Here is a 12,744-nt window from a genome sequence, read left to right as displayed (position 1 = left end):
CATGGCCTCTGCTGGCTGGTGGCGCACGTTGATCCTGGTCGGACTGGTTGTCGTGGGCGGCAACCTGCTGGCCCTGCGGTTTGGGCCAGTTGGCTACGAACTGGCCCTCGGTGAGCGGAATGGGGGCGCGGCTGCCGGGCCTGGTTTTTACGAGGCTGAACAGAGCGACCTCGGGGTGACCTATCGCTGGACGGCTGATGAGGCGCTTTTGACGTTGCGCGGCCCGATGACGCGTGCGCCAGTGCGCCTCACGGTGCAGCTTGGGGGGCTGCCGCCGGGGGCTGAGGTGCCGCGTGTGGCGTTGCTCAGCCTTGATGAAGTGCCCTGGACGACAATCAGTGCGGTCGAAATACCGCGTCAGCATCACCTGCTTGTGCCTGCGGGTACCTTGGCACGAGGAACATTTCGCCTCGGTTTCAGTAGCACGACGACGGTGGTGCCGCCTGATCCGCGCCCACTTGGGGTGCGCGTTGATCGCGTTCGTCTCGCCTGGCCCGCCCAGCAATGGCTGCTCCCGGCCCCTATCTTGCTCGTGACCCAGACGGGCCTGATCATGCTCTGGCTGGTGGTGGCACAGTGGCTTGGTGTCCACCGCACCTGGTTCGCACCACGTGAGACGACTCGGGTTGGGCGAGGTGCATCGTGGCAGCATATGGTCGGCCCGGTCGTCGCCGTGCTGATCGCGCTCGGGCTTTTTACCCACACCGCCCTTGAACCATGGGTCGCCGCACCGTGGCAACTGCGTCTCCTTGGGGGGAGTATCGTCGCCACGCTGATGGTGTGGGGTGTTGGTCAACTGGTTCCCCGCCTTCAGCCTGATCTTTCGTCCGATACGGTGCGCATCCTGTTGCTCATTACCTTCGCCGCGCTGATTGTCCGTCTGCTGGGGGTGCTCTATCCGCTTTTTGCTGGGCACGACTTTTATCTGCACAACCGCTGGATGACGCTGGTACAATTGGGCAATCTGATCATCTACGATAGCCCCTCGGAATTTGGTGGGCGCTTGGTGCGGGTTTCGCCGACAATCTACACGCTCATGATGCCAACGACCTTGTTGGGGGGCAACCGACTGGCGTTGCAATACGTGCCGACCCTGCTCGAAGGCACGACACCCCTTGTCGTGGGCCTGCTTGCCCTACGCTTCGGCCAGAGCGAGCGCACTGCCGTGGTTGCGGCAGCCCTGATTGCCATGCTGCCCATCCAATTTACGGCCCTCTACTGGGGTTTTGTGAGCCAGATTGTGGGCCAGTGGCTTGCGCTGGTGCTGCTGCTGGTTCTGGCGGGGGCCTTACCCACAGGGCGAGTTGAGCGGTGGTGGATCGGATTGCTGGCGACGATTATCTTTTTGATTCACCCCGGGGTTTTGCTGTTGCTGGGAACCTGTCTTGCGCTGGTCATGGTGGCAGAGTTTGTTGTCTGGCAGCGTCATAGCGGCCTGCCCTGGCTGCAGAGGTGGCGGAACGAGGCGCTGGCGTGGTGGCGAGGATGGCTGGTGATCCTTGTTGGCGCGGGTCTGGCCGCCCTGGCGGTACAATATGCCGACACCGCACGGCTGATGCTTGCTGGCGTGATGCAGGGCACGTCGGAGGCAACCGGCGGCTCGCCGCCCGATCCTGCCGGTATTTACCGGCAAATCTGGGTTGGGCTCAACGCCGCATTTGTGCCATTGCCGCTGCTGCTGGTGGGGGCGGGCTTTGGTTTCTTGCTCTGGCGGACGCAGGCGCGCGCGCAGCGCATCGTCGGGGCGTGGGTGGGGAGTGCGATCATCTTTTTGCTGGTTGACCTCATCACGTGGCAGCAGGTTCGGTATGGTTATTTTAGCGTTGCGCTGGTCTGTATTGGCATCGCCGCCTTGTTGACACCGCTCTCTCGTTCGTGGCCGGGACGCCTCGTCATCTGGGCGATGCTCATCCTGGTAAGTGGGGCCGGGCTCTGGCTCTGGTTTGCGGCTATCGCCTTGGGGGTGAAACCCTCGGTGAATCCGTTGACGCACTGAGGTGCGGAGGATTTAACGCAGAGGCGCAGAGGCGCAGAGGCGGAGAGAAGGCAGGGAAAGAGAGAGGAGAGCATCTATGAAAGAACGTGTCGATCTCCGGACATTGGCGATCTTGCTTGCTGCGGTTGGGCTAGGCTTGGTATGGGCAGGGTACAATCTTGGTGCAACAGGTGGGGTACGCAATGATACCACGGTGCGCGCCCTGGTTTGGACGGTTTTTGGGACACCGTTTGCGTTGCTGGTGGGCTGGCTGATCGCCCGTCGCTGGGAGTGGCGGCTTGCCATCTTTTGTAGCTTTTGCCTCTACTTTTTTACTGTCTTTGTGGCGCAACGGATCGAGACAGTCATTCTGAGCGAGGCTGAGGCACGGGCGAGTGGGCATCAACTCTATTTTGTGCTGGTACTGGTTGTGCATGGCGTGGTGGGAATTGGCCTGGCGCTCTGGCGTGCGCTTGGGCCGGTCGAGCAACCCGGTACGGCTGAGCCGCTTCATGGTAAAATGACATGAGAGCAGTCGCCCATCCGCATTAAAGAGAGATGATCTATGGCTGGTCCTCAGATTTCGCTTCAGGTTTATGATGGTGAAGAGATGTTGTTGCAGGGGTTGCGGCGGGGTGATCCCGATGCCTGCACCTGTTTGATGAAGCAGTTCTCGTCACTCGTCTATGCACGTGCGTTGCGGATGACCGGGGATCATGACGAGGCGGAAAATGTCTTACAGACGACCTTTATCAACGCGTGCGAGGCGATGCCGCGTTTTGATGGCACGAGTCGCCTGGGCACATGGCTGTACCGGATTGCCACCAACGAGGCGTTGATGCTGCTGCGCAAGCGACGCCCCACCGTCGGTCTCGACGCAGTTACCGAGGGCATCTCGTCAGACGAACATCCGCATCTTGCTACCGATGATCCCTTTCACCTGGCTGTGCATGGTGAATTGCGCACACGGATCGAACAGGCGATCGCCGAACTCCCCGAGTCATTGCGGAACGTCGTGATGCTCCGCGACATTCTTGAACTGAGCACGGAAGAGGCGGCGCAGCAGCTTGGTATTGCGCCGGGCACGGTCAAAGTGCGCTTGCACCGAGCGCGGGGGCGTTTGCGCGAGATTCTGACCGGTTATATGAAGCAAGACGCCGAAGACCTGTTTGCTCAGTAGTTGGTGCATTCCATGTGCTGATGATTTGACGCAAAGACGCAAAGGCGCCAAGGGTGTTCAGCGTGCATTGAGACGCCACATGTGCGACGCATGGCCGTGCCAAAGGTGGATCAGAAAACTTCGTTGACAGACGACGTCGTTAGCCTAAGAGACGTAGATCAAACACAGGCCCATCTTTGCAGCGGAGGCGCTGGCCGTCGTGGGTGGTGACGGGGCAGGCGTAACATGTGCCGAGGCCGCAGGGGATGGGGCCAGCGAGGGCGACCTGGGCGAATTCGTGCGGCCAGCGGAGGCGGCCTGTCTTGATGGTCTGGGCGGCTTCGGTTGTGAGGGGGTCGGTGAGGGCCAGAAAGATCTGGTCGGCCCAGGCGAGCGGGCTATGGCCGAGCGTGGGGAGCGGCTCGGGTGGTTTGCGGGTGGCTTTGCGTTTGCCTGAGGTTCTGGATGGTGGGGCCTCGGTGCTGCCCGCGATCAGATGGAAGAGACTCGCGCTATCCGTGTTGCTGGTCTGATACTCTACCTCTGGAGGGAGCAGGAAGGGTGGCGGTAAGGCCTGATCAGACGCGGCGCTGGCAAGGAGCATGACGGCGAGGCCGCGTGCGACGGCATCTCTGGCGGCAAAGAGCAAGGCAGGGAACGCCGGGCCTGTGCCGGCCAGCAAGAGATTGCGCGTGTCTGCGTTGAGGCGAAAGCCCTGGCCGACTGGCCCATAGAGATCGAGCTTGGTGCCGAGGGGTTGGCTTGCCAACCAGTGCAGGCCTCGATCTGCTGGTTCAACCAGCAGATCGATTTGACCAGTGGCACTCGCTGCACCGGCGACAAAGAGCGCCCGGCGCAACAACGGATCATCGCTTGCGTGCGGGGCGCAGCGCACCATGACGACCTGACCTGGCCGAAGCGCATTGGCAAGCTCGGGGGCGTGCAAAGACAAGAGCGTATGGTGACCAAGCTCGCGACGTTCAACCAGGGGCGTCTCGTAATAGGGCATGCGTGGATCCTCACCTGTGACACTCCGCACGCCCTCAAGGGCGGCGGCTTGCGGCGCGTTCCGTACTGTCAGATCGGTTTCCCCTTCGTATTGTAGCGTAAATCTATGCGCCTGGGGGGGCCGCAGCACGTGTCCCTACATGGGAACCGGCACCCCGCCAGGGCACCCGCCAGGGCACCCGCCAGGGCACCCGCCAGGGGTGCCCGCCAGGGCACCCGCCAGGGCACCCGCCAGGGCACCCGCCAGGGGTGCCCCTACATGGGGGCCGGCACCCCGCCAGCACCCGCCAGGGCACCCGCCAGGGCACCCGCCAGGGCACCCGCCAGGGCACCCGCCAGGGGCACCCCTTGCGGGTGCCCTGGCTTTTTGTTTCCGGTTTCGTATGATGCAATTGCCCTATGCTTCGGCCCTACGATGATTGACAAGCGCGATCCGCTATGTTACCGTTTGCTGCATATGGAACACGACATCTCGCTCATTGCTAATATTGCCATTGCGATTGTAGCGGCTTTTGTCGGCGGTTTGCTTGCACGTCGTTTTGGGATGCCGACGATTGTGGGCTATCTATTTGCGGGTATGGCGATTGGCCCGTTTACGCCTGGGTTTGTGGGTGATGTGGGCGAAATTAGCCAACTCGCTGAACTCGGGGTTATTTTTTTGATGTTCGGCGTGGGGTTGCAATTTTCGCTCAAAGATCTTTGGGCTGTACGTCGGGTTGCGATCCCTGGTGCGATCCTGCAAATGATCACTGTCGTTGCGCTGGGCTTTGGGCTGACGCAAGCGTGGGGGTGGTCTTTTGGGGCCAGCCTTGTCTTTGGGCTCTCGCTGTCGATTTCGAGTACGGTTGTCTTGATGCGTGGCTTGATGGACAACGGCTTGCTGAAAACGGATGCTGGGCGTGTGGTTGTTGGTTGGACGGTGCTCGAAGATCTGGCGACGGTGCTTATCCTGGTGTTGTTGCCCGCGCTCGTGATCAGTGGTTCAACTGATGGTTCCTCGTGGGTAGCGATAACAACCGCGCTGCTGAAAGCGGCTGCCTTTATTGGTTTGATGCTCTTTGTGGGGGCGCGGGTGATGCCCTGGTTGATGATTCGCATTGCGCGGACGCGCTCGCGTGAGCTCTTTATCCTTGCGGCAGTAGCGGTGTCACTCGGCATTGCGTTTGGCGCGGCCACGCTGTTTGGGGTCTCGCTGGCCCTGGGGGCCTTTCTCGCCGGGGTGGTGCTCGGCGAGTCGGAGGTTGGCCTTCAGGTTGGCAATGAAGTGTTACCCTTCCGCGAGACCTTCGCGGTCATTTTTTTTGTGTCGGTTGGGATGCTGGTCAATCCGCTCTATTTGCTCAATCATGCCGGGGATGTCTTGCTTGTGACGACCTTGATTGTCGTTGGTCGGGCCATCATTGCCTTGAGCCTCGGGTTGATCTTGCCGGTCAGTGGGCGGATTGCGCTGGTGGTGGCAGCCGGGTTGAGCCAGATTGGTGAGTTTGCGTTCATTGTGGGTCAGGCCGGGGTGATGCTGGGGGTGCTCAGTTCTGATCAGTATGCACTGGTGCTTGCCGGTGCTCTATTGTCCATTATGGTCAACCCATTGATGTTTCGTGCAATTCCTCACGCCGAGCGGTTTTTGCAGCGTATCCCTGCGTTCTGGGCTTTGCTTGACCGCCATCCTCCTCCGCCTGATCCACTGGCCAAATCGGTAACTGAGCATGTGGTGGTCGTTGGTTATGGGCGGGTGGGCGAGCATATCATTAATGTGTTGAAACACCTCGGTGTGCCTCATCTTGTGGTTGAAATTGATGCGCGACGGGCCGCTGAGTTCGAGGCACGTGGGGTGCCGACGCTCTATGGTGATGCGGCAAATTCTGAGGTGTTAACGCATGCGCGCCTTGAACAGGCTCGTGCGCTTGTGGTGACGCTGCCCGATGAGGCGGCTTCGGAGATTGTTGTGGCGGCTGCTCACGATCTGGCCCCGCATTTGCCGGTGATCGCCAGGGCGGCGACAACCTCGGGGATTGAACGGTTGACCCACCTTGGGGCTCGGGATGTCATTCATCCCGAGCTTGAAGGCGGGCTAGAAGTGATGCGCCATACGCTGTTGAGCCTGGGGTATCCGGCGGGTGAGGTGCAACGTTATGCCGATGCGGTGCGTCGCGATCGCTATGATACGTCGATTTCGACGCCGGAAGAACAGCAGGTGCTTGAGCAGTTGCTGCGTACGGTGCGAGGGATGGAGATTGCCTGGTTGACGGTGGAGCATACGAGTTTGATTGTGGGCTTGAGTCTGGCTGAAGCAAACCTGCGGGCGCGCACGGGGGCTTCGGTGATTGCTTTGATTCGCGCCAAGCACCTGATCGCGAATCCCAAATCAAGCACAACCTTTCAGGTCGGGGATCTGGTGGGGGTGATTGGTGATGCCGAGCAACTGAGCGCGCTTACGCTGGTGCTGCAGGGGCAACCTGTGGCGCAAAGGGTAGACGACAATGCTGATGGGGTGACGGTATGAGCATAGAATGGACGTTGCTCATCGCGGCGGGCCTGCTCATCTTGAGCATTATTGCCACGCGTGCCTCGAATCGGTTTGGTGTGCCGGGGTTGATCCTCTTTTTAACGATTGGCATTCTGGCCGGTAGCCAGGGTCCCGGGGGCATTGCCTTTGCCGATTATCAACTTGCCCAGACGGTTGGCGTGATCGCGCTGATCTACATCCTCTTTTCGGGGGGCCTCGATACTGATTGGAAGGCCATCCGGCCTGTGCTTGGGCAGGGTCTGGTGCTGGCGAACCTTGGGGTCTTGTTGAGCGCGGCCATTGTGGGCCTTTTTGCCATGTGGTTGCTCGGGTTTGGTTTGCTCGAAGCGCTTTTGATCGGAGCGATTGTCTCTTCGACCGACGCTGCCGCAGTCTTTGCCGTGATGCGCGAGCGCGGCGTCAATCTTCAGCATAATCTGGAGCCGCTGATTGAGCTTGAGTCGGGCTCGAATGATCCGATTGCCGTCTTTTTGACGCTCGGCTTGACCGGTTTGCTGCTCAACCCCAATGGCTCGCTGCTTGATCTGGTGCCCAGTTTTCTGCTGCAAATGAGTCTCGGTGCCCTGGGTGGCTATGGACTTGGCCGGTTAGCGGTGGTGATCATTAACCGCATTCGCCTCCAGCAAGAGGGTTTGTATGTTGTCTTGACGCTCGGTCTGATCCTGCTGATCTACGCGCTCGTGTCACTGATTGGGGGCAATGGCTTTCTGGCGGTTTATCTGGCTGGCATTGTCATTGGCAACTATAATCTGGTGCATAAGCGTTCGATCCTGCGCTTTCATGATGGCATTGCCTGGCTGATGCAGATTGCGATGTTCTTGACGCTCGGATTGCTTGTCTTTCCTTCGCAACTCATTCCGGTGGCGGGAAGCGGGTTGTTGCTGGCGCTCTTTCTCGCCTTTGTGGCGCGGCCACTGAGTGTTTTTGCCTCGCTGATCTGGTTTCGTCGTGGCCCCGCCGAGATCTTGATGGTTTCGTGGGCGGGCTTGCGCGGGGCTGTGCCGATTGTGATGGCGACCTTTCCCTTGATTGCTGGGGTGCCTCACGCAGGGATGATCTTTAACCTCGTCTTTTTTATCGTGCTTGTCTCGGTCTTGCTCCAGGGGATGACGATCAGCCATGTTGCACGGTGGCTCAAGCTCAATGCGGATCGTCCACGCCCACCTGAGACGCAGACCTATGTGCCTGATGTGAGCCTGCGTAGTCGTATGCTTGATATTGTGGTGCCTGCGGACTCGTCGGTGGTCAACAAATCCTTGATTCAGCTCGATCTGCCGCGGGGCTTGCTGGTGGTGCAGATCCAACGCGGTGAAGAGTTGTTGATTCCCAATGGCGGAACGGTGCTGCTGCCTGATGATCATCTGCTGGTGCTAGCCACGCCCGAAATGTTGCCGAGAGTTCAGGAACTGCATGCACGGGGTGAGTTGGTGCTGAAGTAGGGAAGCATGGAGCGGGAAGGATGGCGCGACGATGCATAAGCAACGAATCGAACGGATGATGGCCGAGGTTGAGGCGCTCGGTCTCGCTGGACTGGTGTTGACCCCTGATGCGAATCTGCACTATTTTACCGGGCTGAATTTTCATCATGGCAAACGTTTGAACCTGACGCTCATTCCGGCCAGTGGTGCGCTGCCCTGTCTGGTCGTGCCTGCGCTTGAACAGATGCAGGCCGAGGCAAACGCGCAGGTGCCTGTGCGTCTGTTTCCGTGGGCGGATCAGGATGGGCCGTTGGCGGCGCTTGCGGCGGCAGTGACGGCAGCGTTTGGCCGTGACGCCCGTGAGCTGCGTCTGGCGATTGAGCCCAGCGCGATGACCGTGATGCACCTGCGTGCGCTCGAAGCGGTGATGCCGGGGGTGGCGACGTATGATGCGACGCACCTTTTTGCCGGATTGCGGATGGTGAAGGATGCCGACGAATTGGCCTTGATCGAACGAGCCGTGCAGATCGTCGAGACGGCGCTGCAGCGTGTGTTGGCGCAGATCAAGCCGGGCCTGACCGAGCGTGCGCTGTCGCGGATCTGCACCGATGCGATCATCGCCGCAGGTGCCGACGAAGAGAGTTTTGCGAATCTGATTGCCTCAGGTCCTAATGGGGCGAGTCCGCATCATCTGAACAGTGACCGCCCGTTGCAACAGGGTGAGCTGATCATTCTTGATTGTGGGGCACGGTATCGTGGCTATGTGTCTGACATCACCCGTACTGTGGCGCTTGGCGAACCCGCACCCGAGGCGCGTGAGGTGTATGAGTTGGTGCTGAGGGCGAATGCTGCTGGCCGCGCCGCCTGTCGCCCTGGGGTCACTGGTACGACCATTGATGCGGCCACCCGCGACGTTATTGCGCAAGCGGGGTATGGGGAGTATTTCATTCATCGCACGGGCCATGGCTTTGGGCTTGAGACCCACGAGCTGCCGCAGATTGTGGCTGGGAGTGATCAGCCGCTGGTGGCGGGCACGACTTTTACGGTCGAGCCGGGGATTTATCTGCCTGGGCGGTTTGGTGTGCGGATCGAAGACGATATGGTGCTCACCGCTGATGGGGCGCGCAGCCTGACGACGTTTGCGCGGGAGTTGATGGTGTTGTGAAGGGGGCTCACGCGAAGGCGCGAAGGCGCGAAGGGGGCTCACGCGAAGGCGCGAAGGCGCGAAGGGGGCTCACGCGAAGCCGCGAAGGCGCGAAGAGGGACGCGAAGGGTTTGATCGTGCACGTAGGGGCGCAGCAGCCCCTGGCCGGCCCGGGGTGCAGAGGCAGGTCTCATTGCTGCTGCGCCCTCAGGCTCACGCGAAGGCGCGAAGGGGGCTCACGCGAAGGGGTGAAGGGGTGAAGAGGGACTCACGCGAAGGGGTGAAGGGGTGAAGGCGCAAGAGGAGGAGGATTGGGGCGATGGAGATTGAAGCGCTTGCCGAGGTGGTTGTCGATTGTGGTTATAAGGTTCATACCGGTCTTGGGCCAGGATTGCTCGAATCGGTGTATGAAGTTGTGCTGGCGCATACCATCGCACAGCGTGGATTGCATGTGCAACGACAGTTCCCGGTGCCTATTGAGTTTGAGGGTATCACCTTTGCGGAAGGGTTTCGCGCTGATTTGCTGATTGAAGGTCGTCTGCTGGTTGAATTGAAGTCCGTCGAATAACTCGCGCCGGTTCACAGCAAACAGGTGCTTACCTACCTGCGCCTGCTCCGGCTACCGCTTGGGTTGTTGATCAACTTCGGTGCTCCAACCTTTAAAGCCGGCATCAAACGCATTGTGAACAACCACACCGCCTTCGCGGCTTCGCGGCTTCGCGTGCATCAAGCCGACGCGCACCATGCTGAAGACAAGGAATGAAGTATACCAGCTTCGCATAAATCCCCCACGCCTTCGCGGCTTCGCGGCTTCGCGTGCATCAAGCCGACGCGCACCATGCTGAGGACAAGGGGTGAACGGTACCGCCTTACGCTAGGGCGTTAAAAGAGCTACGTTATCTTCTGCTCTCTGGTATCGTTGAGCGTTTGGTTAAGGAGCGCTTGATCAGCGTGACGGCGGCGGGGAAGCTGCAACAGCAATTGGCTGCAATGTATATATAATAGAACAGAGCGATTCTTGAACGTTTTACCCACCGGAGGCTTCCCTTCCTAAAGGAAACCACTTATGAATGCAGCACAGGTTCTTGAGTTACTGACACGGGTCAAGCCTATGCTTATGGAGCGCTATGGTGTCGTGCGTCTGGCTCTCTTCGGCTCTACCGCACGCAATGCAGCGCGCCCCAATAGCGACATTGATATTCTGGTGGCCTTCGATGGGCCTGCTACCTCGGCGCGGTACTTTGGGGTGCAGTTCTACCTGGAAGACCTGTTTGGCTGCCCAGTCGATCTGGTCACGGAAAAGGCCCTCCGGTCGGAGTTGCGACCGACGATCGAGAAGGAAGCTATTCATGTCTGATCCGGCGCAGCGCCCATGGGAGTTTTACCGTCAAACGCCTCATTTATCCGCAAATTTTGTCCGCAGATTACGCAGATTACGCAGATTTTCTTATTTGTAGAGTAGACGGATTTTACGATCATGGATCACAACGCGCAACGCGATCCCCAAACCTACGCCCTTATTGGCGCAGCTATGGCCGTACATCGTGAGCTAGGCCACGGCTTTCTTGAGGCCGTGTACCATTACTGAACTACCTGAAGGCCAGCAAAAAACACAAAGGGCTACTTCTCAACTTTGGCAATAAAAGTCTACAACACAAACGCATAGTTCTAAATCTACAAGAAAACACCTAAAGAAATCTGCGTAATCTGCGGACAAAAACAATTTGCGGATAAAGGAGTCGTTTTGAGCTTCAGCCGATCGATCATGCTCGCGACCAACCCGAGCATGATCGGCTCACGACCATTGGTGGCAACAGATCACTATTGCTTGCTCCAGATGCGGGTGTTGAGGTTGAGATCCTCGACAATCGCTGCGGCGAGGCGAATATCTTCGAGGTAGGCCTCGAATTGTTGCATCGAGAGTTGCGCATTGCCCGACCAGAGCCCGGGTGGTTCGAAGTGGTCTTTGGTGGTCGGGATCGCGATGTAGATGTTGGAATTGATAAATGAGACCGCAATTGGTGTGTTGAGGCGGGTGCGGAACTCGATCAGGCGGCGCATTAGGCTTGTGGAAAGAATATACCGTGCTTCGACCTGATCGGTGGAACGCACCGAGAAGAGTTCCATAAACTCAGGGTCTTCAAGCTGGACGATGCGGTCACCCTGACCGATCAGCGTTGTGCCAAAGTTTTGCAGCGTGCGCCCGAAGTCGGCCAGGAGACCACTGCCTCCACTTGGCATAACGATCGTCTGGCCGAGAAAATCCTTGTGAAAATCGCCAATGAAGAAGACGCCTTTGAAAATGGTGTGGTAGGTTGTGGTCGTATTGCCCTTTGAGTCGGTTGACGTCTGCTTGTATTCGGCGTGGATCTCGGAAAAGCGGATATCCGTTGCGCCGACCAGCCCATAAAAGAGATCTTCGCACTTGTAGCGGTCGATGCCGTGGGTATACAACTGGCTAGTGCGGAACTCTTCCCGGGAGATGCCCTGACCCGGGGCGTACTGCAATGAATCGTCAACCAGTTTGACGAGGCGGGTGATCACATTGTCTTTGAAGGAGCGGCGATAGTTCTGAAACGCTCCATTCATAAGGGCATTCCAGGCAACAACGGCAAGGGCAATGAGGCCAAAGGCAACGAAGAAGAAGAAGCTTGTGGGCACGATGATCAGACTAAGGAGGAGCAGGAGGGCTGTGCCGCCAAACAGGCCTAGCCCTACGACCATCGCACGTTGACGCACACTACGCCGATGCTGCTCAAGTTCGGTTGCAATAGGTCGCAACTCGCGCTCGTAGAGTGATGCAAGCGTTGTCGTATGATCAGTCATAGCCGTTACCTCTGAAACATGCTCTGCACATCAACGTTGCGGCGCTCGGCTTCGGCGGCCACAAAGAGGGTGCGGGGCTGCATCCCGATCATGCCGGCAATGATATTGGTCGGCACCATCTGCACGGCATTATTGTAGTCGGTGACTGCCGCATTGTAGGCGCGCCGTGAGGCCGAGATCTGCTCTTCGGTCTCGTTTAGGCTGGCCTGAAGTTGCAAGAAGTTCTGACTGGATTTCAGATCGGGATAATTCTCGACTGACACCATCAAACGCCCAATGGCGCCACTGATCTGATTCTCGGTCGCGACGCGTTGTTCGGGGGTAATATCCCCGGCCATTGCCCGCGTGCGCAGTTCGGTCAATTCAGTCAGCAAGGCGCGTTCGTGGCCCATATAGGTTTGCACGGTCGCGATCAAGTTCGGGATCAGGTCGTAGCGTTTTTTGAGCATCACGTCAATGCTGGCGAAGGCCTGATCAACCTGGTTGCGTTTGCCAATCAGGCTGTTGTAGAGCACCAGGAACGTGACAGCACCGGCCAGGACGATGACGATCAAGAGGATAAAGATGAGAGATCCGCCCATGATGAGATTCTCCTTCGACAAGCAGTTAGGAAGTAGAAAATAGGAAGTAGAGCCGACCGCATCAGCATGCGATGCACGCCTTCGAACTGTACCATAGCTTGAAACC

Annotated in this window: 12 protein-coding genes and 1 pseudogene; 10 read left to right on the top strand and 3 right to left on the bottom strand. The window is 58.7% G+C overall.

Annotation, left to right across the window (positions count from 1 at the left end; genetic code table 11):
• The first annotated feature begins 1 nt into the window (after position 1).
• The 3 genes from EKD05_RS14445 (at position 2) to EKD05_RS14435 (ending at position 3,155) form a co-directional block, all read left to right on the top strand.
• A complete protein-coding gene (locus EKD05_RS14445; protein WP_129673907.1) occupies positions 2-1,996 on the top strand; it encodes a hypothetical protein in 1,995 nt (664 codons plus the stop codon).
• Between the two features lie 76 nt (positions 1,997-2,072).
• The gene (locus tag EKD05_RS14440) at positions 2,073-2,504 is read left to right on the top strand and encodes a hypothetical protein (RefSeq protein ID WP_129673905.1); all 432 of its coding nucleotides are present in this window, start codon (positions 2,073-2,075) and stop codon (positions 2,502-2,504) included.
• Between the two features lie 36 nt (positions 2,505-2,540).
• A complete protein-coding gene (locus EKD05_RS14435) occupies positions 2,541-3,155 on the top strand; it encodes an RNA polymerase sigma factor (RefSeq protein ID WP_129673903.1) in 615 nt (204 codons plus the stop codon).
• Between the two features lie 139 nt (positions 3,156-3,294).
• On the opposite strand, the gene EKD05_RS14430 is transcribed toward EKD05_RS14435, so the two are convergent.
• Complete coding sequence (locus EKD05_RS14430) at positions 3,295-4,143, bottom strand: hypothetical protein (protein ID WP_129673901.1); 849 nt, start codon at positions 4,141-4,143, stop codon at positions 3,295-3,297.
• A 456-nt stretch (positions 4,144-4,599) separates the two neighbouring features.
• Between EKD05_RS14430 and EKD05_RS14420 the strand changes: the two genes are divergently transcribed.
• The 7 genes and pseudogenes from EKD05_RS14420 to EKD05_RS27195 all read left to right on the top strand — a co-directional run bounded on the left by EKD05_RS14420 (position 4,600) and on the right by EKD05_RS27195 (position 10,923).
• Positions 4,600-6,645 carry a cation:proton antiporter gene (locus EKD05_RS14420; RefSeq protein ID WP_129673899.1) on the top strand — a complete coding sequence of 682 codons (2,046 nt, stop codon included), beginning with the start codon at positions 4,600-4,602 and terminating at the stop codon, positions 6,643-6,645.
• Positions 6,642-8,108 (top strand): potassium/proton antiporter, encoded by a 1,467-nt coding sequence (locus EKD05_RS14415; RefSeq protein WP_129673897.1) that lies wholly within the window; start codon positions 6,642-6,644, stop codon positions 8,106-8,108. The genes EKD05_RS14420 and EKD05_RS14415 overlap by 4 nt, the downstream gene beginning before the upstream one ends.
• A gap of 31 nt (positions 8,109-8,139) precedes the next feature.
• Positions 8,140-9,252: a Xaa-Pro peptidase family protein gene (locus EKD05_RS14410; RefSeq protein WP_129673895.1), complete on the top strand. Its 1,113-nt coding sequence runs from the start codon at positions 8,140-8,142 to the stop codon at positions 9,250-9,252.
• Between the two features lie 298 nt (positions 9,253-9,550).
• A pseudogene (locus EKD05_RS14405) lies at positions 9,551-9,994 on the top strand (GxxExxY protein).
• Between the two features lie 303 nt (positions 9,995-10,297).
• Entirely contained in the window at positions 10,298-10,588 is a 291-nt protein-coding gene (locus tag EKD05_RS14400) for a nucleotidyltransferase family protein (RefSeq protein ID WP_097652360.1), read from the top strand.
• A 120-nt stretch (positions 10,589-10,708) separates the two neighbouring features.
• On the top strand, positions 10,709-10,819 hold the full coding sequence (locus tag EKD05_RS27200) for a GxxExxY protein (RefSeq protein ID WP_205703947.1): 111 nt from the start codon (positions 10,709-10,711) through the stop codon (positions 10,817-10,819).
• Positions 10,816-10,923 (top strand): hypothetical protein, encoded by a 108-nt coding sequence (locus tag EKD05_RS27195; protein ID WP_370374902.1) that lies wholly within the window; start codon positions 10,816-10,818, stop codon positions 10,921-10,923. The genes EKD05_RS27200 and EKD05_RS27195 overlap by 4 nt, the downstream gene beginning before the upstream one ends.
• A gap of 129 nt (positions 10,924-11,052) precedes the next feature.
• Here the strand turns inward: EKD05_RS27195 and EKD05_RS14390 are convergent, their stop codons facing one another.
• Both EKD05_RS14390 and EKD05_RS14385 read right to left on the bottom strand, forming a co-directional pair.
• Positions 11,053-12,057 (bottom strand): DUF3137 domain-containing protein, encoded by a 1,005-nt coding sequence (locus EKD05_RS14390; RefSeq protein ID WP_129673893.1) that lies wholly within the window; start codon positions 12,055-12,057, stop codon positions 11,053-11,055.
• A gap of 5 nt (positions 12,058-12,062) precedes the next feature.
• Positions 12,063-12,638 (bottom strand): LemA family protein, encoded by a 576-nt coding sequence (locus EKD05_RS14385; protein WP_129673891.1) that lies wholly within the window; start codon positions 12,636-12,638, stop codon positions 12,063-12,065.
• Between the last annotated feature and the right edge of the window lie 106 nt (positions 12,639-12,744).

The sequence above is a fragment of the Candidatus Chloroploca sp. Khr17 genome, from assembly GCF_004138165.1.
Lineage (GTDB): Bacteria > Chloroflexota > Chloroflexia > Chloroflexales > Chloroflexaceae > Chloroploca.
This window is presented reverse-complemented; position numbering and strand designations above follow the sequence as displayed.

Bases quoted from the DNA above. Each gene is read 5' to 3' on its own strand.
- EKD05_RS14445 (WP_129673907.1), top strand. From the start codon at position 2: ATGGCCTCTGCTGGCTGGTGGCGCACGTTGATCCTGGTCGGACTGGTT.
- EKD05_RS14440 (WP_129673905.1), top strand. From the start codon at position 2,073: ATGAAAGAACGTGTCGATCTCCGGACATTGGCGATCTTGCTTGCTGCG.
- EKD05_RS14435 (WP_129673903.1), top strand. From the start codon at position 2,541: ATGGCTGGTCCTCAGATTTCGCTTCAGGTTTATGATGGTGAAGAGATG.
- EKD05_RS14430 (WP_129673901.1), bottom strand. From the start codon at position 4,143: ATGCCCTATTACGAGACGCCCCTGGTTGAACGTCGCGAGCTTGGTCAC.
- EKD05_RS14420 (WP_129673899.1), top strand. From the start codon at position 4,600: ATGGAACACGACATCTCGCTCATTGCTAATATTGCCATTGCGATTGTA.
- EKD05_RS14415 (WP_129673897.1), top strand. From the start codon at position 6,642: ATGAGCATAGAATGGACGTTGCTCATCGCGGCGGGCCTGCTCATCTTG.
- EKD05_RS14410 (WP_129673895.1), top strand. From the start codon at position 8,140: ATGCATAAGCAACGAATCGAACGGATGATGGCCGAGGTTGAGGCGCTC.
- EKD05_RS14400 (WP_097652360.1), top strand. From the start codon at position 10,298: ATGAATGCAGCACAGGTTCTTGAGTTACTGACACGGGTCAAGCCTATG.
- EKD05_RS27200 (WP_205703947.1), top strand. From the start codon at position 10,709: ATGGATCACAACGCGCAACGCGATCCCCAAACCTACGCCCTTATTGGC.
- EKD05_RS14390 (WP_129673893.1), bottom strand. From the start codon at position 12,057: ATGACTGATCATACGACAACGCTTGCATCACTCTACGAGCGCGAGTTG.
- EKD05_RS14385 (WP_129673891.1), bottom strand. From the start codon at position 12,638: ATGGGCGGATCTCTCATCTTTATCCTCTTGATCGTCATCGTCCTGGCC.